We start from the raw sequence: 24,491 nt of genomic DNA on the forward strand, positions 1-24,491 counted from the left end.
TTTTTACTCATTACTAGGTCCTCCTTGATTCGATTTTGAAAAATAAACAACAGCCAACAAGCACACTCCACCACTGGCCACCAACACTATAAAACCAGTCATCCAAACATTGGAATGTCGCCCTAAATCGATTACATGCCAGGCGGCAATCACCACAAAAACGATGGATAAGATTCCATGAAATACACGCCATATACGATAAGACATAGCTAAACGATTTCTGAACAAAGAAGTCAGTGCAATAATCCACATTAGGCACCACGCAATCATTCCCAGCACAACTCCCGTGCTATTAAAAGAGGTGATCAAAGTATAAAAGGCATCAGTAGGATCAATCCCAGCCTCAAAATACCGCGGCACCACTACCAAAAAAGGATGAACCAACAATATAGGCACAAACACATACCCTACCAACTTATGCCATTTTACCACCTTGCCCATACGATGCACCTTCAACACTCTCTTATTACTGCGTGTCAAATAAAATTGCAATAACATCATCGAGAATGATAAAATCGTAAGTATTGAAATGGCTTCCTTCACCCAGGCCCTTCCAGAAGAATCATCCAAAGCCCAAAATGCGATGGGCAGACCAATAAAGACACACAACATTGTGGCCGTATTATATTTTCTAAGTAATTTTTCCATCATATTAACCCCATGAAACAATGACTGGTATCGTTTTTTCCGGCGAAATAGTAATCGCATCTACCGGACAATACATGCGACACAAATGACATATCTGACAGTCGGCAGGATACATGATGACCGCTTTACCGGAACGCTTATCCATCCGAATCACATCCGTGGGACATGTCTTTTCACAGGTACCACAACCGATACAACCTTTGATTGATTTTATTGACATATTAATCAGATGTTAGATAAAACTATAGCTTATAATTATTAACACCCTCGAATTTAGAGAGAAACGCCCGAAGCGAAAAAAGCAATCGGCAAAAAGCTCTTTTTTATCGACGGGACAAAAAAAAGAACTACTCCAGCATACATTCAATGCCAGAATAGTTCTTGGAATAAAAGTACAAACAGGACTAAAACCATCAAGACATAGTCCTGTTTCATATGAAGCTGCTAAGTATCTACCTTCATATATTCCTTTTTAAATACACATTTATATTAAAGGGCAGGTATCATTTATTTGTCCAGATAACTATTGACAGCATCATTTCGAGACTGCACATGTGATTTTAGATAGGACACTGCGCTATCAAAGTAAGAGTCACTATAAATATAAGTATAACCCGACTGTTCCGCATAAGCATATTCCTTCAACATATCATAATAATCCGCATAAGTATCTATCATCACCGAAGGTTCAAACACCTCATCTACGAACTGCAACAAATACCCTTCATAAATCGCCTGATAATCATCCTGATCCATTAAATATTTAATAAGAGGCCAATTACTACTAACTTCCGACATCGCTAAACTAAGCGCACCGCTTTGCTTTCCGTCCTGAAAAGCTTCATTATTATCCCACGGAATCCATGTTAGAAGACTATTTTCCGGGTTATTATACAGATAATAATTATGCGTCATATTACCATACGTGTCCCAGTTTTGAATAACCGTATTGGCTGCCAACCATTTTAAAAAATTATCCACATCGAAAACGCCCTCCACACTAGCTTTCCATGCTTCCACATCACTTGTTCTCGAGGAACTATTGATGGCATCATAAAGCGCACGTACGTCAGAATAATCAGCTGTTTCCTCATTTGTTTTCAGTTCCATCTCATCCGTATCATAAGTACCACTGGCAAAAGAGGCAGCATCACCATCGGGTTTATATAAGTTTCCGGATCCATCGGCAAATTGAGTATCTATAACCGTATCATCCACTTCTTCCACCAGGGTGTATACACCATAATACTGTGAACCATCACCATGATCAAGATAAACCACACAAAATGCTGTTTGAGAAGCGGCCAGACCAAACTGACGAAAAAGGTCGGCACCCACTTTCTCTCGCATGAGCGATGCATCATCATAATTATTATTCAAATTAAGCTGTTTAAAACCATAAAAACGCTGATTTTTCAACGCAGGATAATCATCCTCAAATTCATCAAAATCAAGTTTAAAGGACAACTTATTGTTTCCCGACTGGTAAGCCGACTGAAGACTGGAATTACCCTTATAACGAATACCTACATTATACCATTCCTTACCATTGAACTTAAAAGAACATTTTACCCACATTGGATCATCAAAAGAAGTAGTCATTCCCGGCCTCGAGCCACCGGTATTAAACAATGATGATAGATCAGATTGCATAGACGACCAATCAGAACTACTTATCTCTATATCGAAACGCAATACTTCCGATTGATTAAAAACAGTAGCATAGTCAGGATCAACATCATTACTATGTGTTAATTCCGTCCAATCACTATAATCCGTTCTATCTAGTTCTTCCTCTTCCAGAACTTCTTCTTCATCATCAATATCTTCCGATATATTATCATCATTACGACAAGCCGTAAAAGTAATGAACATGATGGTAAATAATATTAAAATACTTTTTTTCATAAGTTTAAAACTTTATTTTATATCCAACACTTACAATATGCTTATTACGATATTCACTTTTATAATAATCGAATTTATAATCCACGCCCAGATAATTACCCTTGAACAACTTATAATCCGCTCCAACAGAATATCTCATTTTATAAACAGACGATCCATTGAGCTCCTGAAATAGCTCAGTAGACACAGAAGGTGTTATTTTACATTTGGCAATATCATATTTAATAGACAATTTATATCGTAAAAAATCCAAAACATCATCATCGTCATCGTCAGCATAATTACTATACATTAGCCTAAATGCCCCTTCAAAACGATTAAAATCCTTTTCTGCTGTTGCACTATACGAGTAGCGGCTTAAATATTCTGTATCTTTCTTTTCTCTTTGGTTGGCAATAAACCTATATGCAGCGCCCAACGTTAATAAATCCAGCACTTTATACTCCAACTCACCCTCTATTAAACTTTTATCCAGGGTAAAACTTTCATCAAAACGCAATTGAGGAGAAACATTCACCTTCACCTTTTTCCAGGGTTTAAAGCTCAATTTCAGTTCGGTACGTGTCTGGTATTCATTTTCCACATCCTGTGCTATGGCATAATTGCCCACCAGCAAGAGGACTACCAACCAGCACCCCACATTTATATGCTTAGAAGTTTTCATTATTTATAAGATTTAAGTTACAATACCATTTCCCCACTCAAAGTATATTTCATACATACTCACCACCAAGACATTACGATTGCAAATCACCAAGAGATTTAGCCTTGTGTTTATCCTGTCCATTCACATTGAAATAGAGTATTATTTCAGCCACATCCTTTAAAAAATCAATTTTTTGTATCTCGTAACGCTTAATCTGTATTCCTGTACGATCTTTTAAATCCTGAAGAAGGATATCGCTTTTTAAAGCATGGATATTTTCAATCTTTTCATAAACAAGTCTGACAGAACCTTCCTGCTTTAACATCAGGCGTTTTTCAAGCACCCATAGGCCAAAAACAATCACAAAGTTTGTTATAATCAGCTCAGCATAACTCACTTTTTTATTAGCCAACGCATTAATAACAGATATACCAATCACGATAAATAGATAGGTCATCTCCTTTATGGGAATGGCATCGGTTCTGTAGCGTATAATTCCGAAGATGGCAAACAAGCCCAAGGCAAAGCCCAATTCAAGCTTTACACTATTCAGCAAAAAGCTCAATAGAAAAACGATTACACCAATAGATAGATAACTGAAGTAAAAATCTTTTCGTCTGCTATTTCTGGCGTACATAAAGTGCACAACCAAGAATAAAAGTATTGTATTAAAAGCAAAGCGCACCAACAGCTCCGTAAAATCAGATACGTTTATTATTTTAATATCCAGAAAACGAAAGCCATCCTCCCACATCTCAAGTTTTGATGGCATACTATTGATCACTTTACCGGGAACCTTGTCCGCAATGCTATTCAAATCAATCATAAATTTTCATATTTAATTATAAAGCCTATTTTCTGTATGCAATACCTTTTCGATACTTCTTATTTTTTCCTTAAAAGCATTACGTTTTAAATGCCTATTTGTAATGGCACGTCCCACACAGTATTTGCTAAAACCAGCAGGTTTAATACGCTGGTTACGCAGTGCCATCAGCAATGGGGACACAGAAGAACGACCATCCGACTTCACTTCAACAATCGCCAAATCACCCAGCCCAACACTATTTTGGGCTTGTTGAAACTGAAGATTGAGATCTATGGTACAACGCTCTTTAAAATTTTTATTAACCAGGGTCAAACGTGAGAAATGATTGACAAGCGATCTCTTTAACTCCTGATGACAAAAAGGTGTCATTTCATGTATAAAATCAATTTCTTGAGAAGAAAAACCTGGCTCCATAAAATCAGATGGAATACGTTTTTTGATTGTTCGTCCTTTATTATTCTTGAATTTCACCTCAAAAAAGCTGATTCCCGAAGAGACATAGCTTCTTCGTCGAATTTTATACCTATTGAGTTTTCCATTATGGTGCGCAATAAACATACGATCTTCGGGTGTATCAAAATATACCGTAGAATATGGTAATAAGCTTTGTCCGTCCATATCCAGTAAGAAATAGCTTTCATTTATCTCTTCCAACAAGGCAGAGAGTCTGCTTACATGAAACCAGTATTTTTTATCAACCCTGTTCATCAACTTCACTTTTTCCATCTCTCTTAGCTGAATAGAATCAAATATGTTTATTTTCATATGTTTATAATTTGTTTCTTAATGGTCATATGGAACTCGCCAAAGAAATTAACCATGGCCACTCCACACCTATGTTACTTTCGTGTTATTTCTATGTTAAAAGTATTGTACATAAAGCAATATAAAGAAGAGAATCTACTAATTGGCGAAATCTATAGACGGGATGGTCTAAATCAACGAACAAGCAAATTGCATATAAATCACAAAGGTTGATTCCTAGTAAAATGGTCTCTTCGATTTACCGAGGACACTCAAAAAAACACCTGATACAAATGCATAAAAAAACCGTCTTACAGGATTTCAGTCCCAAAGGCGGTTAAATATAAAGTTAAAGCGAGCAAAGCTACTCATACACCACATCTACAATACGCTGCATTCAAAATTTTCACAGTCCTAACATTACTTCATCCATACACTATTCTCCTCAAAGTAACACGAAATCACTTTTTCGAAATCACTCTTCAAGCGTAACATTTCCTCACTATCTGGAACACACTGCTTTATGCGCATAGAGGCACGATCAAAAAACTGTAAAAAAATTTCACCAACCTGCTTTTTCTGTTGGTCGTTTAAACTGCTTTGTTTCGTGGCAAAGTCCACCATTTCCTTTACTTCCTCGGCACTCAGCATTACCTTTTGATCTTGATAAACATTATTGCCCCTACCATAATAATGGGTGATAAGAAATGTTGTCAACGCATCCAATAACATGGTTAATCTTTTTATCTCCATAACTTTAAATTTAAGCAATATATCACTAAACCATTCCTCATTTCACCACCCTCACACGATCATTGGAAAAATTACTTACACCTTCTAAACATGCATCTCTTAGCGACTAACATCAGACAACAATACTAGCAAATAGCTCACTTACATAAAACAATACACCAAAGGAACAGAAATATAAAAACGAATAAAAAACGAATCGACAGATACCCTGTTTCCATCTACCAAATTAGCTAGCAGACCAAGCCCGAACCTACTATTAAACGAATAGATGACAAACATCGCACCCCAATATATCCGGCTCAAGGATGCGCACACTAAAAAACAGCCTTGCTTCAAAAAACAAGGCTGTCTGGAAAACAAATATTACTCTACACTTATAACTTTATGCTGATAATCCTTCTCATTCTTAATCTACACACAGCAAGGATCATCAGTTGTGCTCAGACATCACCTTCGCGAAGGTCTTTTAGAAAGCTGCTCTTTAAGATAAGCCGCATATTTTGTTTGTTGTTCCTCTGTAAGCACTGCTTTTACTTTGGTTTCAAAAGCTGCTTTTTTGTTCTCCATCTCAGTCCTGCTTGGTCTGGAGTTAGATGACATTTCACTTTTTATTTCTTCAAAGTGATTTTTGTATAACACCAAAACTTTTGCCTCTTGCTCCTCAGTCATACTCAATTGCTGAGCCAAGCTACTCACCATGGTTTTTATTTCCTTAGTTGAAGGCACCGGAGGGGGACCTTGCTGTCCACCTCCCTGACCTCCACCTTGTGGCTGTGCAGAGACCAAACTGCACGATAAAGCCACCATCATCATCAATATACCCTTTAAACTATTACTCATTACTTTTTTCATGGTTTTTACATTTATTATTCACTCATATTTCTCACTAGACGCACATAATTGTAGTATCTCTCTCCACCTTCGCCCAATGGACCTCCCTCATACTTTGTATCAAAACGAACAGCTCCGGCTCCATGCGTATCATGGCCATCACCATCCACGGCTCTACCAAAGGCCACATACCAGGCATAATAATAAGGCTCATCTTTGGTAAAATTAGCAGAAGTGCCTGTCCAATAATACCCATAATCATCTAATCCAGCCTCATTAATAATTGGAGTACATGAAAAAATTGGATCGATAGCTGGTCCTTCATTGTTCACATCAGTAGCTCCCGGCGCGTAAGAATAATCCACAATGCCCTGCAATTCTTTCACATTGGGTAAACGCCAGTCGGTATACCCTCCTAATTCAGCGTTCTCAGCATAGGCCAATGCGTCCTCCCAGTTTAAACCTTCTCCACTATCGTTCTGTGACCACATCAATCCGGTTCCATCATCCGAGATAGTTCCATCCCCATTGTCCTTAAAGTCGTTTTCTCCATACACATCTCCTCGTACCGCTCTAACATGCTTAGCCAAAGGACTATCCATCACTTGTCCTTCAACACCACCTGGAGGAGGCGTACCAACAACCACATCATCACCTTCATCACCTGGCGCATCACCACTATCACCTTGCGGACCACCACCTATCGGACCTCCTTCATCGCCCTCCATGACCGAAGCAGCAGGGTAAGCTTTGATATGTCCGGTCACATGATTCACCCCAAAAGCCGCATTATCCTGACCTTCAGTGGTAACACCCACATACCGATTACTGGACCAAAACTGTTCCGACTTATCCACTATTCCGGTAGCCAATTTAAAATAAGTAGTATCCAAATAAGGCCAACCTCTACCGAAGTCACTAATTGAAAAAAGCTCCTTCAAGCTCGGCATACGCCAGTCGTCATAACCAGCCAGTACTAAATTTTCACAATACGCTACTGCTTCATCATATGTTAACGAGCTTGGAATGGGGATCTCTTCCCACATTAAACCCGTATTATTATCGGTAATGGTACTATCCCCATTATCCACATAATTCATAGAAGCACCCTTCAGGTAGCTAGCATCTTGTCCGTAAAAGGCATCTCCCTCAGCCAAAGAAGAAACCACATCTCCATTATTATCATATAATATGGTTTGTCCCGTAGCAATCTGCACATAATCATAAATAGAAAATGCTCCACTATCCACTTCTACATCGTCCGTATCATCACAGGAAGTCAATAATATTCCTGTCAAGGCCATAGCCCAAAAGCTCCACTTAATCATTTTGTTATTTTTTCGTTTCATCTTTCCAGTTTTTCAAATGAATGATACGAATATACTTACACGAATAAAGAAAGAAGAAAGAGAATCGACGGATGGAACCTTTATGTCGATGAAAAGGCGGCATCCCCCTCCCGATAACACAAGGCAGCAACCTTTAATACGAGAGTTACATTCAAAACAGCCATGGGCAGTGCAAATGGTGGGACACACAGGTGAATGATCGAAATTTGTACTGACTAGTGAAGTTTCGATCATTTTCAATCCTATCAAAATAAACAATCTAATCTCTCAACAATTCTTGCCTTCCAAAATGGTCTTCCATTCTTCTATCAATCATACCATTACACGCCCCTCATTAAAGAAAAAATTCTTCAAAAAAACTTACCATACTGATAATCATGCTACATAACAGATATAAAACCCATGTTTTAGTTCATTAATTTATTGAAAAGCCTTAATTTTGCGGTCTGAAAAAAACAAACAGTTATACAGTTATATTATGGCAGATAAAACTAAAAAACCGTTATTAAGTGATTTTCCAGCCATTACCACAGAACAGTGGATGGAAAAAATCACAGCGGATTTAAAAGGCGCTGACTTTGAAAGAAAGCTGGTTTGGAGAACAAACGAAGGTTTTAACGTACGTCCTTTTTATCGTTCAGAAGACTTAAGCGAGATAAAATATCTTGACAGTCTACCTGGAGAGTTCCCGTATGTACGCGGAACAAAAAAAGACAACGACTGGTATGTTCGTCAGGACATTCATGCAGTTGACGCAGAGGCAGCCAACGCAAAAGCACTGGATGTTTTAACTAAAGGAGTTACTTCTTTAGGTTTTACGTTATGTGAAGAAGTAAAAGATGTAGACGCGCATGTAGAGAAATTATTGAAAAACATTATTTCAGAAGCGGTAGAACTAAACTTTTCGACAAGCCATGGCAGCAAAAAATTAGCTGAAGCTGTGATTGCTTATCTTAAAAAGACAAACAGGGATCTATCAGGTATTAAAGGCTCCATCAACTTTGACACTTTAGGTTGCCTTACTACTTCAGGAAAATCTTGCAAAAGTTTTGAGGAGATGTTTGATCACGCCAAGGAGATGGTAGAAGTTAGAGCGAATGTTCCTAACTTCAAAACGATTTGCGTGAATGGTCGTCTTTTCAACAATGCAGGTTCATCGATTGTTCAGGAGCTAGCATTTGCACTATCCATGGGTAACGAGTATTTGACACAACTAAGCGACAGAGGTGTTTCCGTTAACGAAGCAGCATCATCGATGAAGTTTAACTTTGGTGTAGGTGGCAACTACTTTATGGAAATAGCCAAGTTACGTGCAGCACGTATGCTTTGGGCTACCATCGTTAAATCATACAGTCCTGCCGGATTAGAGCCTACAAAAATGATGATCCACTGTGAGACATCACAATGGAACAAGACGGTATACGATCCATATGTAAATATGCTTCGCACACAAACAGAGGCAATGTCTGCCACATTGGGAGGCGCTGACTCGTTAACCATACTTCCTTTCGACGCAATCTATAAAGAATCGGATGTATTCTCTGAAAGGATTGCACGCAACCAACAATTGCTATTGAAAGAAGAGTCGCACTTCGACAAAATTACGGATCCTTCTGCAGGTTCTTACTACATCGAGAATTTAACCAACAGTATTGCACAAGAAGCTTGGGCTCTATTTGTTGAAGTAGAAGAAAAAGGCGGATATTTAGCTGCTTTAAAAGAAGGATTTGTTCAGGCAAAAGTTAAAGAAACGGCTGATAAGCGCAAAAAAGCGATTGCTACACGTCGCGAAAACCTACTAGGAACCAACCAGTTCCCCAATGCTGCTGAAAGAGTTGCAGATGTATTAGCCAACAACAAAGCACACGGTGACAAATGTTCATCAGGTGATGTTGTCATTGAGCCTATTGTCAGGTTCCGTGGTGCCGAAGAGTTTGAGGCCCTTCGTCTAGCCACTGAAAAATCAGGTAAAACACCTAAAGTGTTTATGCTTACTTATGGTAATCTGAATATGCGTTTGGCACGTTCACAGTTCTCTGCGAACTTTTTTGCCTGTGCTGGTTATCAGATTATTGACAACAACGGTTTTGATACTGTTGAAGCCGGAGTTGAAGCCGCCAAGGCTGCCAAAGCCGATATTATTGTTCTTTGCTCATCAGATGACGAATATGTAGATGCTGCTCCAGCAGCCTTTAAAGCTATTAATGGAGACGCTATCTTTGTAGTTGCCGGCGCACCCAAATGCACTGACGATCTCAAAGCACAAGGCATCACTAATTTTATTAATGTACGCTCTAACGTTCTTGAAACACTTCAAGGATTTAGTAAAGAACTAGGTTTGTAAATCGAACACGGAGTCAGCAACACAGAAATAAATAAACATTTCTTTCTGTTTCACTGCACCTCAGTGTTCATCTAATAATCTAAAACAAAATGGCAAGACCAGATTTTAAAAATATAGATTTCAAAAAAAGTTCTCCTTGTGGTGGTGTTAAAGCCAAAGAGTGGGAGAAAAAACATGGGATAAAAAAAGACTGGGTAACCCCAGAACGCATCCCTGTAAAAAGTGTATACTCAGCAACCGACTTGGAAGGAATGGAGCATTTAAATTATGCAGCAGGTCTTCCTCCATACCTACGCGGACCATACTCAGGTATGTATGCCATGCGTCCATGGACTATTCGTCAGTATGCTGGATTTTCCACTGCGGAGGAATCCAACGCCTTTTATAAAAGAAACCTTGCTGCCGGACAAAAAGGATTGTCTGTTGCATTTGACTTGGCCACACACCGTGGTTACGATTCAGACCACGAACGAGTAGAAGGAGATGTAGGTAAAGCAGGTGTAGCGATCGACTCTATCAAGGACATGCGTATTCTATTTGATGGTATTCCATTAAATAAAATGTCGGTATCCATGACCATGAACGGAGCCGTTCTACCGGTATTGGCCTTTTATATTGTAGCAGGCTTAGAGCAGGGCGCTAAGTTGGAAGAGCTTTCCGGAACAATCCAGAATGATATTCTAAAAGAATTTATGGTGCGTAACACTTACATCTACCCACCAAAATTCTCCATGAAAATCATTGCTGATATCTTTGAGTACACATCTAAAAACATGCCTAAGTTCAACTCTATATCTATCTCAGGTTACCACATGCAAGAAGCGGGTGCAACTGCAGATATTGAGTTAGCATATACATTAGCCGATGGTTTAGAATACCTACGTGCCGGTGTTAATGCAGGAATGGACATCGATGCCTTTGCACCTCGCTTATCCTTTTTCTGGGCTATCGGCATGAACCACTTTATGGAGATTGCTAAGATGCGAGCAGGCCGTATGTTATGGGCTAAGATTGTAAAAAAATTCAATCCTAAGAATCCCAAATCATTGGCTTTACGTACGCACTCACAAACTTCAGGGTGGTCATTAACAGAGCAAGATCCATTCAACAACGTAGGTCGTACTTGTATCGAAGCCATGGCATCTGCCCTTGGACATACACAGTCGTTACACACCAATGCGCTTGATGAGGCTATTGCATTACCTACAGACTTCTCTGCACGTATTGCTCGTAACACACAAATTTACATCCAAGAAGAAACGCAAATCACCAAATCGGTTGATCCATGGGCCGGTTCTTACTATGTTGAATCATTGACCAACGAACTAGTAGAGAAAGCCTGGGCATTAATTGAAGAAGTTGAAGAGCTAGGTGGAATGGCAAAAGCCATTGAGAGTGGTGTACCTAAAATGCGTATCGAAGAAGCTGCGGCGCGCACGCAAGCAAAAATTGATGCCGGAACACAGACCATTGTAGGTACCAACAAATATCGTTTGGAAAAAGAAGATCCAATCGACATTTTGGATATTGACAACTCTGCTGTACGTCTTTCTCAAATAGAACGCTTAAAACAATTAAAAGCTGAGCGTAACGAAGAAGACTGTCAAGCCGCGCTTGCTGCCATCACCAAAGCTGTAGAAACAGAAAAAGGCAACTTGCTTGAATTAGCAGTTGATGCTGCTCAAAAAGGTGCTTCGCTAGGTGAAATTTCTGATGCATGTGAAACAATCGTAGGTAGATATAAAGCTGTGATCCGTTCTATTAGTGGTGTTTATTCCAGCGAAGCAGGAAAAGACAAAGAGTTTGAAAAAGCTTGTGGTTTAGCCAAGCAGTTTGCAGAGAAAGTAGGTCGTCAACCTCGTATTATGGTGGCTAAAATGGGACAAGACGGTCATGACCGTGGTGCCAAAGTAGTAGCAACAGGATACGCTGACATAGGTTTCGACGTGGATATGGGACCATTATTCCAGACTCCTGCCGAATCGGCCAAACAAGCTGTTGAAAATGACGTTCACGTAGTGGGAGTCTCTTCATTAGCTGCAGGTCATAAGACTTTAGTTCCTCAGATCATTGCGGAACTTAAGAAACTAGGACGTGAAGATATCATGGTTATCTGTGGTGGTGTAATTCCCGCACAAGATTATGATTTCCTTTACAAAGCAGGAGCCGTAGCTATCTTTGGACCTGGAACATCTGTATCTAAAGCTGCTACCGAAATCTTGAATCTATTACTTCAAGCAGCAGACTAAATAGTCGTATTTTCTAAAATTCTAATACAAAAAAGCCATCCCGAAGAACCGGGATGGCTTTTTCATTATACGCGCAATTCAATATTTTATCTTTTTATAAAATAAATCCGTTCGCCTTCTTCCTTAATATCATAATCATTTATTACATCATCATTAAATATCAATTCAACTTGAGTAACAGGATCTTTAGATTTCCAAAATCCATTTATCTGATCCGATTTCGCTACAATTTTCTCCACGTAACTCCCATCAGACATACGTTTTACAACAGTGTCCAGCACCACATGGTAATCAATTACAAACTGAGAAGTACTTTTCAGATTAATACTCGCTTTCTGCCTATCCATTCCCTTTATAAATACCAAGGTATCTTTGTTGGACACATTTTTATTAATATCATTGCTTAAAAAACAATATATCTTTTTTCTTTTCGTCGTTGTGTTTTGTTGGGCAAACATACATATGGTTCCCAAAGAAACCATCATCGCCAAAATAATTTTCACTTTCATCATCAAAGGATTATACCCATTAAATTCTTACATCTTAGATAAGTCCCTAACTATGCCTACATATACATAGAAAGTCTACTTACTGGTCAGTTCCGTCTCTGGCCAAATACACATGGTATTTATATTCAGAATGCTAATCGGTTAATGAATAACGGTTAGTATTTTTAAGCGAGATAAAATACTCATCTCGAAATTCTTTTTTTTAAGTAGCGCAAGTTAAGGCTTAAATACCTCATTAACAAACGTGTTATCTTTTTTGATCCTGCAAACGTTGCTTTTCAACCAATATCCACGCTGTATCCAACAATAACATGAGCTGTTGCGCATGAAACCTAGAGTATAAGCTATTCTTTGTGGCCAACCAAAATAAGGAGACTACTTTATCCTCAGATAAGATCGGGATCGTTATAGATTTAAGCAGCCCACCATTGAGCAAGGATGCTTTTTGAAAAGGATAATTAACTTCCGGATTATTGAGTATAACAGCTTCCTTTAGTCTAACTGCTTTGCTCAGGCAATCCATATTTTCAAAATCTTCTTCCCAATGATTAAATTTGTGTGTCAGATTTACATCTTCGGACCAGTTATTGAGGTAAAATATTCCCCGTGCCTGATCGTAATGGTAAACCGCACCTATATCACTTCCTGTAAAATCAATACTTTGTTTCAAGGTAAAATCCAACAGGTCATTAATAGAGTTAGCTTTATAATGAATAATATTTTCGAGGCCCATAAATCGTTTATTGACCTGTTTTATCTGCGACTCAGCCTCCACCGACTTAGTACTATCTACAATAATGGAGTGCAATAACTCTTTGTCATTCACCAAAACCGGACTAGAAAAAACATCCACATCCCTTAAATCGCCAGATTTAAGAATATGCTGAAACTTAAAGTGGTTTGTTTTTTCACTCAGAGCTTTTTTCATTTCAACCTTGATCTTCTCCATTCCATTTAAATTGATCTTACTCATCTGAGTCCCGATCAACTCGTCCTTTCCATAACCATAAAATTCAACAGCTGTATCATTCGCATCCACTATTTCTCCTTTCTCAGGATCAATGATCAGCATGATGGTTTTACTCTTATCAAAGATTGTTTTAAACCGTTGTTCACTGGCAACCAAGGCAAGTTCTACCTCTTTCTTCTCTGTGATATCAAGGTGCGTACCGGTCATTCTGATAGGAGTTCCATCCTTGTCCCACTCCACAACACTTCCCCTTGAATGGATCCATACCCAGTGTCCCTCTTTATGCTTAAAACGAAAAGCAGAATCATAATAATCCTCTTCTTTCACCAATACTTTGTTTAAAGCTTCATTGAAAATTGGAATATCTTCAGCATCCATCAGTCGCAGAGGTAAATCCCCATTAATAGGTTCTAATTCGTCAAGAGCATACCCTGCTATCTCCGCCCATCGATCATTGATGATCAATTCAGATGTTTTGATATTCCAGTCCCAGGTGCCGGCATTGGTTCCTTTTAAAATATCCTCATTCCTACTTTTCTCTATCATCAAGGCATTCTTTGCCTGAACACTTTCTGTTATATCATCGAATATAACGGCAAAGAAATGAGTCTGAGGTGAAAATACATGCACCTCAAAATACTTATCCAACTCCGGCAAATACTCAATAAACTTCTTAGTACCACCATCCATAGCCACTTCACCAAACTCCTTTAACCAATGATCTATTTCATAAACAAACACATCACTCGCCTTCTGATTAACCACATCGTCATATGACAAACTAAAAAGCTCCAATAATTTTGGATTAGCATCACGTATAATATAGTCTGAGGGTTGATCATTTTCATTCAGAACAATCTCATAAAAACCAAAGGCTTCCGACAAATTATTGAATAGTTGCCTATACTTTCTTTCACTCTCAGCCAACTGATCATTCTTTTGATTCAGCTTATCAATATACACCCTCAACTCTTCTTCAACCTCCAGCAGATACTTATTTTTAGCATCTAATTCGAGACTGATGGTTCTATATTCTTCGTACATAGAAAGATTCTCTTCCACTTGATCCCTTAAACGTTGTTCATAAAGATATCTCTCCGTTAAATCCTGATGCGTCCCTATGATCCTATATACCTCACCATCATTGTTTTTCATACCTACTCCACGCGACAAGATATGAATCAGTTTACCTGATTTATGTTTCATTCTAAATCTAGCCTCATAGTTATCCAATTTATCACTCACCAGGCTCTCGATTTTAGACAAAGCCCCCCCTTTATCATCTTCAAACAATAACTCCTCCCAGGTTCCGATTTCATTCGTCAGTTCATCATCCTTATACCCCACCATTTCTTTCCACCTGGTGGACAAAAAAAGTTCTTTTGTTTCCAGGTTCCAATCCCATATACCATCATTAGTACCGTTTATAGCTAACCGGAAACGTTCTTCGCTCAACTTCAACTCTTCACGCTTACGAGCCAACTCCGCCATATTAATTTTAAGTTTCTTTTCTGCCTCCTTTAAATCAATATTAGCATCCCGAAGCTCTTCATTGGTTTTTTGGTACTCTTCAGTCAGACTAACGTATTCTTCGTTTAAATAATAAAACTCATCAACCCGGCCCCTAAGATCCTCTTCCACCTTATTTTTCTTTTTCATAGCGCCCAGCAAATAAAAGATAAGGATAGCCTGAATAAAAAGAAAAATAAGCCCAACTATCAGTTCTCCCTTATAAGTCTTGATAAATTCCTTCTGAGGATTGTTGACCATGAAACTACCTGCAGGCAAAAGTGATTTATCAATACCTAACTCTTTAATTTCTTTGAAGTCAAAGATATATTCATTGCCAGCATTCGTATTCACGACAATACTATCCACATTTTTCCCATTCAATATATCATACACACACAAGGAAGCCAACTCTGCCTGGCGCCTATGAGACACAAGCTTGCCACCCAAAATACCATGATTGATACCATGATCCCACAAGTGAAATAAAGGCGCCTGCAGATTTCTCTTGATAAGCTTTAATGATTCATAAAAACCCAAGATACGATCCTCTTTATCCCTTAAAAAAGATAATAAAAGAACAGGTGTATCTTCGTCAATACGACGAAGCTCACCCTCCATTTCTTCAAAGGTATAATCAGTCAATGACAATACATTTACATGAATATCATTTAGTGAAAAGGTAATTTTTTTTAACTGTCTTAAAACGGCATTTCCGGTTAAAGTATTATCGGATAGAACAACCAATTCTTTTTCATCAGGAAACAATTCAAGCATTACATCCAGCGTTTCTTCAATAGAAACAGTCTCTACGATACCCGTAATGTTAGATTCAAAGTTTTGTAGTTTTGCTTTTACAACACTATTTACCCCAAAAAAAACGATGGGAATACCACTAAACAAGCTATCTTTTTGATTTAACACATAATTAAACGCATTATCATCAGAAACCAACACCACGTCATATCTAAGACCCTGATCTATTTTATTTTTCAACGATTTATGAAACAGTCCTTGACAGTTTGGTGAATGAAAACGTTTGCTATCCATTGATTCAATATCAATTTCAACATCCACCGTATCCAAAACAGATCTCACCCCTTCCACCTGGTCAAAATAGGTTGGAAAACTTGAATTATAGGAGCTAATATACAATACTCTTGGATGCCGTTCAGCCAACAAAGACTGCCCCGCAAACATTAGCCACAACAGCACTAAAAAAAATACCCTTCTTATACCCATCTATTTCTAAATCATTTTTCGCGGCATATAAAATATAGTAGCAGCACCGCTATTATCCTCCATATTCTCAAATTCCACCTTACCTTTATGCAACAAGATGATCATTTTAGCCAAATATAGTTCCATGGCATTATTTCTCTCAAATCGATAATTTTGACTACTAACTGATTTAAAGAAATGATTTAACTCTTGTCCTTCATATGAACTCCCTGAATCAACGATTTTAACAATAATATAGTCCTCGTTACTAGAAACAACCACATCAATAAATCCTTTTTTAGTAAAAATAAGAGAACACTCCAGCAAAGCAAGAACGGCATTTTGAATAAACTCTTGATCTGCTTCAACAATACCCTCGGTACATTCAGCTACAAACTTCGTATCCAATCCTTTTTGCTTTGCTTTTTCACAAAAACCCAATAAGACAGTTCTGACAACCGGCAATAAATCAATGGGTTTTAAATCCAGTTGCGACTCACCTTTCAGCTGAAGGTTAGATATCTGAAGCGCCGCATAAGAATATTTTTCCAGGTTATTTACCGATGAGTCCAATAAAGAAACAATTTCTTGAATATACTCATCATGCGTGAGAGATTTCAACAGATTGATAGAACCCACAATACCATTTAAAGGAGTTCGTAACTCATGACTAATAGAGTTCAAAAAATCATTTTTAGCCACATCCAGCACCTTAAGATTTTCATTGGCCAGTTTCAACTTATCATTTGATTTCTTCAGCTCTAGGGTTTTCTTTTCAACCTCACTACTCAGCCATCCGTTCACATCAATCAGTTTCTCCCTCGATTTTTTCAATTCAATATGGGTACTCAAGCGCACCAACAACTCCTTTTGATTAAAAGGCTTAGTGATAAAATCCACCCCTCCTTTCTCAAATCCCTCAGTAATACTCTCTATATCCTGCCGAGCAGTAAGAAAAATAATGGGGATATTCACATTATCAGGATTTTGTTTTATGATATCGCAAGTTTCAAAGCCATTCATTTCAGGCATCATAATATCTAACAAAATAGCATCAAATCTCTCTCCACTCAACCATTTGATTGCACTTGATCCATTCAGTGCAACTTCAACAGTGTAGTTGTTTTCTGAAAGTAAAGCTGCAATTATTTGCAGATTTTTCGGATTATCGTCAACAACTAATACTCTATCATTCATAAATTCTAATTATCTATTTTATCAGTTAAAAACAAGCAAAATACAAGTCTACGCAGCATTACAACCGCTCATCTAACAACCTGGTATATTGCTCTTATCACATCTATCTCTTTATCACTCCAACTCCTTCAACAGGGAGTCGAACCGATTAATCAATTTCTGAATAGTCTCAAAATCAAATGATTTGATTGCAATATCCATCTTTTCCGTATATCTATCCAATGCTGGCCACGACACCTGACCAGAAAGCTCTTTAAGCACAGACAGCATTGTATTCAGTTTTTCTGACGATAAGATATCTTTTAAACTTTGCCATAAAGGAAGTATCGTTTCTTTAAAAGCTAGGTTGATTACCTTTTTGTCTCCATCACTCAATTTTGTCGCCGCATCCTCACGCTCCAACTGAGAGCTAACCTCCTCTTCATCAACAGGTTTTACAAATCTACTGATTTCCTGAATCAATTTATATACCGGAATTGGCTTTGAGATAAAACCATCAAAACCCTCATTGTCAGCCAATTTCTCTTCATTCACATTGCTAGAAGAAGAAATAGCTATCACAGGAATATCCTTGACCAACTCCGATTGTCTAATATCTTTAATACTCTTAAATCCATTATGTTTTGGCACACGTAAATCCATAATAATTACCGCAGGCTTCTCCACCAATGCCAGTTCCAGCACTTCTTTCCCGTGGGTGCAGGTGATGCTCTTTAAATTAAGGTTACTACACATGGCATTCAACACTTCCAGGTTGGTTTCCACATTATCTACTATCAGCACCTTTTCCTGATTGAATTTGACATTACTTTCTATTTCACCTTCCATCTCAGAAAACGGATCATCCGTCGCTTCCACATCAGGAATCATAATAGAGAAAGTACTTCCTACACCAGCCTCACTCTCCAATGAAATAACACCGCCCATCATACGAACCAATTTTTGAACAATAGATAAACCAAGACCTGTGCCCTGATGATCTTTCTCATTTGGGTCTTTATCTTGAACAAAAGGCTCAAAGATGCTCTCCTGTTTATTTTTGGCTATACCAATTCCCGTATCAGATACTTTAAAAGATAAGGTACCTTTTTCTCCTCCACTATCAAATTTAAAAAAGCTTTGCACTTCTACTTCTCCTTTATTGGTGAACTTTAAGGCATTATTTACCAAGTTAAGTAATATTTGCTTTATTTTCAGCGAATCAACATATATTAATTTTGGAAACTTGGCCTGGGGCTTCATGAGAAGTTCTATCTGTTTCTCTGCAAAATTCATAGAGAAAGTTTGTTCTATTTCTTTCAACAGACCTATAAAATCGGTATTTTCCTTTCTAATAATCATCTTACCAGCCTCAATCTTCTCCAAATCGAGCAGGTCATTGATTAAAGCCAGCAACACTTTACCACTGGCCTTTATGGAATTTAAATATCCATTCAATGGAGCTTTAACGATATGCTTGCTTAGCAGTTCAGAAAACCCAATAATAGCATTCATCGGAGTACGAATCTCATGCGACATATTTGCCAAAAACATAGACTTAGCCTCACTGGCCTGCAGGCTTTTGTTGCGCTCCAACATCAGGGCATTCATCAATTCCTTGGTATCAGAAATATCAATCAGAATCCCTGCTATGTCGATGCCTCCATGCTCATCTATTAACACCTGACCAGAAAACCGTAGCCAAACATATTTATTATCAACATTCAAAAAACGAAATTCAATGGACAGTTTCTTATCTCTGGAATTCAATGCAAAGTCATAAACATCCTTCACATATTCATAATCCTTTTCATGTACACGAGACATCACCCATTCCAAATCCACAATTTTATTATTCAGATTAAGCCCCGTAATCTCCTCAAATATGGTATTGGTTTTAAGTATTTTCGTAGCAAGATTAAACTCCAGATAGGCGATACTTCCTGATTTCATACTTAACTCCAACCTATCCTTTAATAAAGCAGTTTCATTTTCTTTAGATATACGATCTGAGATATTCACATGCATCTCTGCAACAAACCACTTCTCTGGCTCTACCTCATAGGGAAAAGCACTAACCTGAACAGTTCTATCTTTATCCCGATAATAAAATATTGATTCCCTTTTCACAGGTCCACTCAAAGGACACTCACCACACCTTTTTAAAGCACCACGCAAATAGTGGTAACACTTCTTAGGAACCATCGATGCATCTTTATGACTGTGAAAAACAACATCTCCATCCTCATTATTAATCACAAGAACGGTATTCGTTACCGTTAAAACCTTACGCAACTGATTATTTATAAAGGTCAAGCCTTGTTCTTTTTCTTTGGCCCAGCTGATGTCGACCATAAAGCCCATTAGTTCTCTATTTCCACTATCCTCGCACAACGTCCCCTTCATTACATCTCGAATCCAAATAATAGAGCCATCCTTTTTAACCAGGCGATATTCAACAACATGATCTTTATCTGCATCTTTCATATGCAAATAATAGTCTTTAACTCGCTCCCTGTCTTCAGGATGTACTGCTTGAACCCAATCCCCTAAACACTTCCAATCCTGATCTGTATAGCTAATTATTTGCAGCGATTGTTCTCCAATATATGTAAACTCTTCGCTATTAACATCCAAACACCATGGCACGCCCATAGAAGACCCCCTCATATATCCAGCAGTGAACCTATCCATATTACACATAGCGGTACTGTTGCGCTTATCTTCAAACATGGACAACTCAATCTGATCACATAATACACGATTAAATGTGGACACCGGTAAAGAGATAGCAGCAGCATCATGCACCGACTCGGGCAACAACAATACCATTACACCCCAAACACAATGATTGGAAAGTACAATAGGCGAAGTATAATAAGAATGGCTTTTAATGGCATCAATGGTTTTCCTTTCACTTATAGCACTATCCAAGCTCAAAGACTGCAAACTTAATTCAAGTCCAACACCATACGTTCCTACAGCACCTCCGGCACAAACCACAACTTTTGCTGATTCATTACATATTTCAGCCACAAAAATCTCTGTAGCATCCGTTAGCTTCTGAAGCATTAACATTTGATTGTTCCAACTGGCATATAGTTTTTTATTCATACTCAAAAACTGACATTTATTCTATTAGATTGAATTTTCAATTATTATCTACCAGTTCAATTTTAAGATAAAGATAAAGATAAAGAAAAAACCAAACCATTTAAGTATATTACTACGTTAATAAAGGTCTTTTTGTTTCCTTTCATACTTACTTAATAAAGTGAGAATCAGTATAGATATTATGTTTTTGCATTTTATGCGTAACCTTTTCCGTATTACTGCCGTAGAAATGCTCTTATAGATAAATACCTGTAAAATTAAGTAATATTTCCCGAAGTGTTAGAAAAGGAAAAATACAATGAGTCACCTAACTTAGAGGGAGCTATTGGATATTGGATGTATAATGTACAAGAAGATACACTCCGTCTTCCCCAAAGGATTAAACACATTTTAGGCTTGAACAAATACAGCCAGTGCGCTTTTAGCAGTTTCAAATCCATCATTATAGGAGCGGACATTCCGCGTTTTGTGAAAGGATTTAATGCGTGGATAAATGGTGACACCTCCAAAATAATTCAGGTTAGAATCGTTGATAGCAACAACATTGTCAGGGTAATACAAATCAAAGGACATCTACGTACAGATATTCGCAATAGCGAAATGGTATTATACGGAGCTTATATAAATATATCTTATTGGACCAACTAAAAGAGAACAATCGCAGCGATAAAGCGGAAAGCATATGGTATTGTAGCAGAATTAATTATATTTGATTCTTAAAACAATAACCATGGCGATTAAAGTAAAATTCTCTTTCATTTTTGCATTTGTACTCATATTAAATTTTAGCAATGCCCAACAAAAAAAAGCACTCTCCTTCGATGATTATGACCATTGGAAATCTCTTGCTAAACAAAAAATATCGAACAATGGACAATGGATATCATACGAGATTAATCCACAAAAAGGAGACGGCTACTTATACATATACAACACAAACTCACACCAACTAGACTCCATTGCTCGAGGCAAACAAGCCATCTTTTCTCCTGAAAATGACTTCATTGCCTTCACCATCACACCCCAAGCAGATACAATAAAGGCCCTTAAACTAAAAAAAGCAAAGAGCAGTAAAATGCCCAAGGACTCTTTATGCATTTGGAATTTACGCAATGGACAAAAAAAAACCTATGCTAGGGTAAGATCCTTTACGGTTCCATCCAAGCAAGGTAACTGGCTTGCGGTTCACTTTCACAAAGACACTGAAAAAAACAAAAGAGAACACAACGATAGTACAGCACAAGACTCAACACAAATCTCGAAGATCCCCCACAAAAATTCCCCTTCCCAAAAAACAAAGGCCACAAAAGACATCAAAAAAACAGCCAAGAAATTTAAGTCAGAAGGAACACAACTTGTTTATTTGAACCCTACAACGGGTGATAGTATTGCTTTTGAAAAAGTAACTAGGTATTTTGTTCCTAAATATGGTGATGCCCTATTTATCGTACAATCAGTAGGCGACAGCATAGAAGAAACACAGATAAAAAGACTCAACACACACCTTTTACATACAGATAGTCTCTTTCATCAATCAGGAAAATTGCAATCACTCACTGCCAGTGACAAGGCGGAGCAATTAGGCTTTTTATTTAGTCCGGACACCGGTAAAATAAAAACCTACCGTTTATACCACTGGAGTCAAAAAAAGAAAGAGTTAACAACTGTGACCGACACGCTGCACCATCATATTCCCGATGGGTGGAGTGCAAGCTCCAAAGGAAGGCTGTGGTTCTCAGAAAAAGGCGACAAGTTATTTTTCGGAACCGGTAAACGCCCGAAAGAAGCAGCCAAAGACACTCTTCTAAAAGAAGAAAAGGTATATGTTGACATATGGAACTGGAAAGATACACGGATTCAGCCGATGCAAAAGAAGAACCTTTCAAAAGAAAAAGACAGGTCCTATATGGCGGTCTATCATTGCAAGGACGACATTGTAACCCAATTAGAAACAGAGCAGCTCCCATCGGTTAGTATTCCATTCAAAGGGAACTGGGATTTTGCGATCGGATACGACAAAGCTCCCTACGAAAAAGCTTCGTCATGGAATGCCGTATTTGCACAAGATATCTATACCATTGATTTAGAAACGGGAACAAAAAAGATTATTCAGCAGAAAGTATCGAGCAAATACAGCTTTTCACCCGATGGAAAGTACCTTTGTTGGTACAACCCTGGTGACAGTATTTGGTATCTAAAAAACATAGACCAAAACAAGCAAATTACCTTAAGCAAAAAATTAAACATTGCCTTTTATGATGAAATAAACGACATGCCTCATTCGCCTAAGGCATATGGCGTTGCAGGTTGGAGTCCACAAAGCAAATATGTATATATTTATGATCGTTTTGACATATGGAAATTCGATACCCAAATGAAAAAAGAGCCACTCAACCTAACGCAAGGTCTGGGGCGCAAAAGCAACACCCAATATCGTTATAAAAATCTGGATGATGATATTATATACATCGACGAATCTGAAGGCATATTATTAAGCACCTTTAACGAATCTAGTAAAAACATGGGATACACATGGTTCAAGAACGGAAAGCTAAATACTTGTTTAGATGAATCATCATATATTAGCACCCCCATAAAAGCAAAAGAAGCGAATCATCTAATATGGAAAAAAGGCACCTTCACCAACTATCCCGAGTTATATCATAGCACCATGGATTTCACCGATGAAACAATGATCTCAAATACCAATCCCCAGCAAAAAGAATACCTTTGGGGTCACATACAACTGGTCGATTACACTGCCTTAGATGGCAGTAAACACCAGGGATTACTTGTTACACCTGAAAATCTTGACCCGAGTAAAAAATACCCCATGCTTGTTTATTATTATGAACGAAGTTCAGGTAGGCTAAACAACTACTATCCGCCACAACCCAGTCGTTCAACAATTAACTGGACCATGTATGCGAGCAATGGGTACGTCATCTTTATACCAGATATCACATACACCACGGGAGATCCGGGCTTGTGTGCCTACCAGGCCATTATGGGAGGTGTGATGAGCATGACCCAACGATATGACTTTATCGATGAAAAAAACATAGGTCTACAAGGCCAAAGTTGGGGCGGATACCAAACTGCCTTTATGATAACCCGAACAAATATGTTTAAAGCTGCTATGGCAGGAGCGCCCGTCAGTAATATGACCAGTGCTTATGGAGGAATCCGTTGGGGAACAGGCATCAGTCGTATGTTCCAATACGAACATACCCAATCAAGAATAGGAGGAACACTTTGGGAAAAATTCCCAAAATACATTGAAAACTCGCCTATTTTTTATGTTCCACAAATACAAACACCATTGCTGATCATGCATAATGATAACGATGGATCTGTACCCTGGTACCAAGGAATAGAAATGTTTATGGCTATGCGAAGACTCAATAAACCGGTATGGATGCTAACCTACAATAATGAAGAACATAATCTGACCCGCAGAGCAAACTCCATTGACTTAAGCATACGAATGATGCAGTTTTTCGATCATTATCTAAAAGGAAAACCGGCCCCCGTATGGATGCAATACGGAATACCCGCTATTGAAAAAGGCAAGAATATGGGATACGATTTACTGGAGTAGTTATCAACATTAGATGCAAATAAAAAATAATACTTGTATCTTTGTAATTCATTATTAAAAATAAATATTGAAATAATATTGGAGCGTAAC

General features: G+C 38.1%; 17 protein-coding genes. 4 read left to right on the forward strand and 13 right to left on the reverse strand.

Annotated features, from left to right (window positions below; translation table 11 throughout):
• Positions 1-3: 3 nt before the first annotated feature.
• The 9 genes from CYTFE_RS0116565 to CYTFE_RS0116605 form a co-directional block, all read right to left on the reverse strand.
• Entirely contained in the window at positions 4-651 is a 648-nt protein-coding gene (locus tag CYTFE_RS0116565; RefSeq protein ID WP_027472708.1) for a ferric reductase-like transmembrane domain-containing protein, read from the reverse strand.
• A 1-nt stretch (position 652) separates the two neighbouring features.
• The gene (locus CYTFE_RS29585; protein WP_081736019.1) at positions 653-868 is read right to left on the reverse strand and encodes a 4Fe-4S dicluster domain-containing protein; all 216 of its coding nucleotides are present in this window, start codon (positions 866-868) and stop codon (positions 653-655) included.
• Between the two features lie 287 nt (positions 869-1,155).
• Entirely contained in the window at positions 1,156-2,556 is a 1,401-nt protein-coding gene (locus CYTFE_RS0116570) for a CotH kinase family protein (protein ID WP_027472709.1), read from the reverse strand.
• Positions 2,557-2,560: 4 nt separating this feature from the next.
• The gene (locus CYTFE_RS0116575) at positions 2,561-3,220 is read right to left on the reverse strand and encodes a DUF2490 domain-containing protein (protein WP_027472710.1); all 660 of its coding nucleotides are present in this window, start codon (positions 3,218-3,220) and stop codon (positions 2,561-2,563) included.
• 73 nt (positions 3,221-3,293) lie between these two features.
• Entirely contained in the window at positions 3,294-4,028 is a 735-nt protein-coding gene (locus CYTFE_RS0116580) for a DUF4956 domain-containing protein (protein ID WP_200871185.1), read from the reverse strand.
• A gap of 12 nt (positions 4,029-4,040) precedes the next feature.
• The gene (locus CYTFE_RS0116585) at positions 4,041-4,796 is read right to left on the reverse strand and encodes a polyphosphate polymerase domain-containing protein (RefSeq protein WP_027472712.1); all 756 of its coding nucleotides are present in this window, start codon (positions 4,794-4,796) and stop codon (positions 4,041-4,043) included.
• 399 nt (positions 4,797-5,195) lie between these two features.
• A complete protein-coding gene (locus tag CYTFE_RS0116595) occupies positions 5,196-5,528 on the reverse strand; it encodes a hypothetical protein (RefSeq protein WP_027472714.1) in 333 nt (110 codons plus the stop codon).
• A 447-nt stretch (positions 5,529-5,975) separates the two neighbouring features.
• Positions 5,976-6,380: a hypothetical protein gene (locus tag CYTFE_RS0116600; protein WP_027472715.1), complete on the reverse strand. Its 405-nt coding sequence runs from the start codon at positions 6,378-6,380 to the stop codon at positions 5,976-5,978.
• A gap of 14 nt (positions 6,381-6,394) precedes the next feature.
• Positions 6,395-7,708: an Lcl C-terminal domain-containing protein gene (locus CYTFE_RS0116605; RefSeq protein WP_027472716.1), complete on the reverse strand. Its 1,314-nt coding sequence runs from the start codon at positions 7,706-7,708 to the stop codon at positions 6,395-6,397.
• A 478-nt stretch (positions 7,709-8,186) separates the two neighbouring features.
• Here CYTFE_RS0116605 and mutA point away from each other — a divergent pair, with 478 nt between their 5' ends.
• Together mutA and scpA are read left to right on the forward strand one after the other, a co-directional pair.
• Positions 8,187-10,052 carry a methylmalonyl-CoA mutase small subunit gene (gene mutA, locus CYTFE_RS0116615; protein WP_027472718.1) on the forward strand — a complete coding sequence of 622 codons (1,866 nt, stop codon included), beginning with the start codon at positions 8,187-8,189 and terminating at the stop codon, positions 10,050-10,052.
• An 89-nt stretch (positions 10,053-10,141) separates the two neighbouring features.
• Positions 10,142-12,301, forward strand: a complete 2,160-nt coding sequence (gene scpA, locus CYTFE_RS0116620) for a methylmalonyl-CoA mutase (RefSeq protein WP_027472719.1) — start codon at positions 10,142-10,144, stop codon at positions 12,299-12,301.
• Positions 12,302-12,387: 86 nt separating this feature from the next.
• Here the strand turns inward: scpA and CYTFE_RS0116625 are convergent, their stop codons facing one another.
• From CYTFE_RS0116625 to CYTFE_RS0116640, 4 genes are all read right to left on the reverse strand, one after another.
• Positions 12,388-12,813, reverse strand: a complete 426-nt coding sequence (locus tag CYTFE_RS0116625) for a hypothetical protein (protein ID WP_044262864.1) — start codon at positions 12,811-12,813, stop codon at positions 12,388-12,390.
• A 244-nt stretch (positions 12,814-13,057) separates the two neighbouring features.
• Entirely contained in the window at positions 13,058-16,531 is a 3,474-nt protein-coding gene (locus CYTFE_RS0116630) for an ABC transporter substrate binding protein (protein WP_027472721.1), read from the reverse strand.
• A 6-nt stretch (positions 16,532-16,537) separates the two neighbouring features.
• Positions 16,538-17,707, reverse strand: coding sequence for a hybrid sensor histidine kinase/response regulator (locus CYTFE_RS28920; protein ID WP_027472722.1), 1,170 nt, complete (start codon positions 17,705-17,707; stop codon positions 16,538-16,540).
• 114 nt (positions 17,708-17,821) lie between these two features.
• Positions 17,822-20,800 carry an ATP-binding protein gene (locus CYTFE_RS0116640; protein WP_027472723.1) on the reverse strand — a complete coding sequence of 993 codons (2,979 nt, stop codon included), beginning with the start codon at positions 20,798-20,800 and terminating at the stop codon, positions 17,822-17,824.
• 276 nt (positions 20,801-21,076) lie between these two features.
• On the opposite strand from CYTFE_RS0116640, the gene CYTFE_RS0116645 reads away from it, so the two are divergent.
• Entirely contained in the window at positions 21,077-21,448 is a 372-nt protein-coding gene (locus CYTFE_RS0116645; protein ID WP_027472724.1) for a hypothetical protein, read from the forward strand.
• Between the two features lie 82 nt (positions 21,449-21,530).
• Positions 21,531-24,401, forward strand: a complete 2,871-nt coding sequence (locus CYTFE_RS0116650; RefSeq protein ID WP_027472725.1) for a S9 family peptidase — start codon at positions 21,531-21,533, stop codon at positions 24,399-24,401.
• The last annotated feature ends 90 nt before the right edge of the window (positions 24,402-24,491 follow it).

It is taken from the genome of Saccharicrinis fermentans DSM 9555 = JCM 21142 (genome assembly GCF_000517085.1).
Taxonomy (GTDB): domain Bacteria; phylum Bacteroidota; class Bacteroidia; order Bacteroidales; family Marinilabiliaceae; genus Saccharicrinis; species Saccharicrinis fermentans.

Excerpts from the sequence above, each read along its gene's own strand:
- CYTFE_RS0116595 (WP_027472714.1), bottom strand. The coding sequence starts at position 5,528 with ATGGAGATAAAAAGATTAACCATGTTATTGGATGCGTTGACAACATTT.
- CYTFE_RS0116605 (WP_027472716.1), bottom strand. The coding sequence starts at position 7,708 with ATGAAACGAAAAAATAACAAAATGATTAAGTGGAGCTTTTGGGCTATG.
- CYTFE_RS28920 (WP_027472722.1), bottom strand. The coding sequence starts at position 17,707 with ATGAATGATAGAGTATTAGTTGTTGACGATAATCCGAAAAATCTGCAA.
- CYTFE_RS0116575 (WP_027472710.1), bottom strand. The coding sequence starts at position 3,220 with ATGAAAACTTCTAAGCATATAAATGTGGGGTGCTGGTTGGTAGTCCTC.
- scpA (WP_027472719.1), top strand. The coding sequence starts at position 10,142 with ATGGCAAGACCAGATTTTAAAAATATAGATTTCAAAAAAAGTTCTCCT.
- CYTFE_RS29585 (WP_081736019.1), bottom strand. The coding sequence starts at position 868 with ATGTCAATAAAATCAATCAAAGGTTGTATCGGTTGTGGTACCTGTGAA.
- CYTFE_RS0116625 (WP_044262864.1), bottom strand. The coding sequence starts at position 12,813 with ATGATGAAAGTGAAAATTATTTTGGCGATGATGGTTTCTTTGGGAACC.
- CYTFE_RS0116580 (WP_200871185.1), bottom strand. The coding sequence starts at position 4,028 with ATGATTGATTTGAATAGCATTGCGGACAAGGTTCCCGGTAAAGTGATC.
- CYTFE_RS0116600 (WP_027472715.1), bottom strand. The coding sequence starts at position 6,380 with ATGAAAAAAGTAATGAGTAATAGTTTAAAGGGTATATTGATGATGATG.
- CYTFE_RS0116640 (WP_027472723.1), bottom strand. The coding sequence starts at position 20,800 with ATGAATAAAAAACTATATGCCAGTTGGAACAATCAAATGTTAATGCTT.
- mutA (WP_027472718.1), top strand. The coding sequence starts at position 8,187 with ATGGCAGATAAAACTAAAAAACCGTTATTAAGTGATTTTCCAGCCATT.
- CYTFE_RS0116650 (WP_027472725.1), top strand. The coding sequence starts at position 21,531 with ATGGCGATTAAAGTAAAATTCTCTTTCATTTTTGCATTTGTACTCATA.
- CYTFE_RS0116630 (WP_027472721.1), bottom strand. The coding sequence starts at position 16,531 with ATGGGTATAAGAAGGGTATTTTTTTTAGTGCTGTTGTGGCTAATGTTT.
- CYTFE_RS0116570 (WP_027472709.1), bottom strand. The coding sequence starts at position 2,556 with ATGAAAAAAAGTATTTTAATATTATTTACCATCATGTTCATTACTTTT.
- CYTFE_RS0116585 (WP_027472712.1), bottom strand. The coding sequence starts at position 4,796 with ATGAAAATAAACATATTTGATTCTATTCAGCTAAGAGAGATGGAAAAA.
- CYTFE_RS0116565 (WP_027472708.1), bottom strand. The coding sequence starts at position 651 with ATGATGGAAAAATTACTTAGAAAATATAATACGGCCACAATGTTGTGT.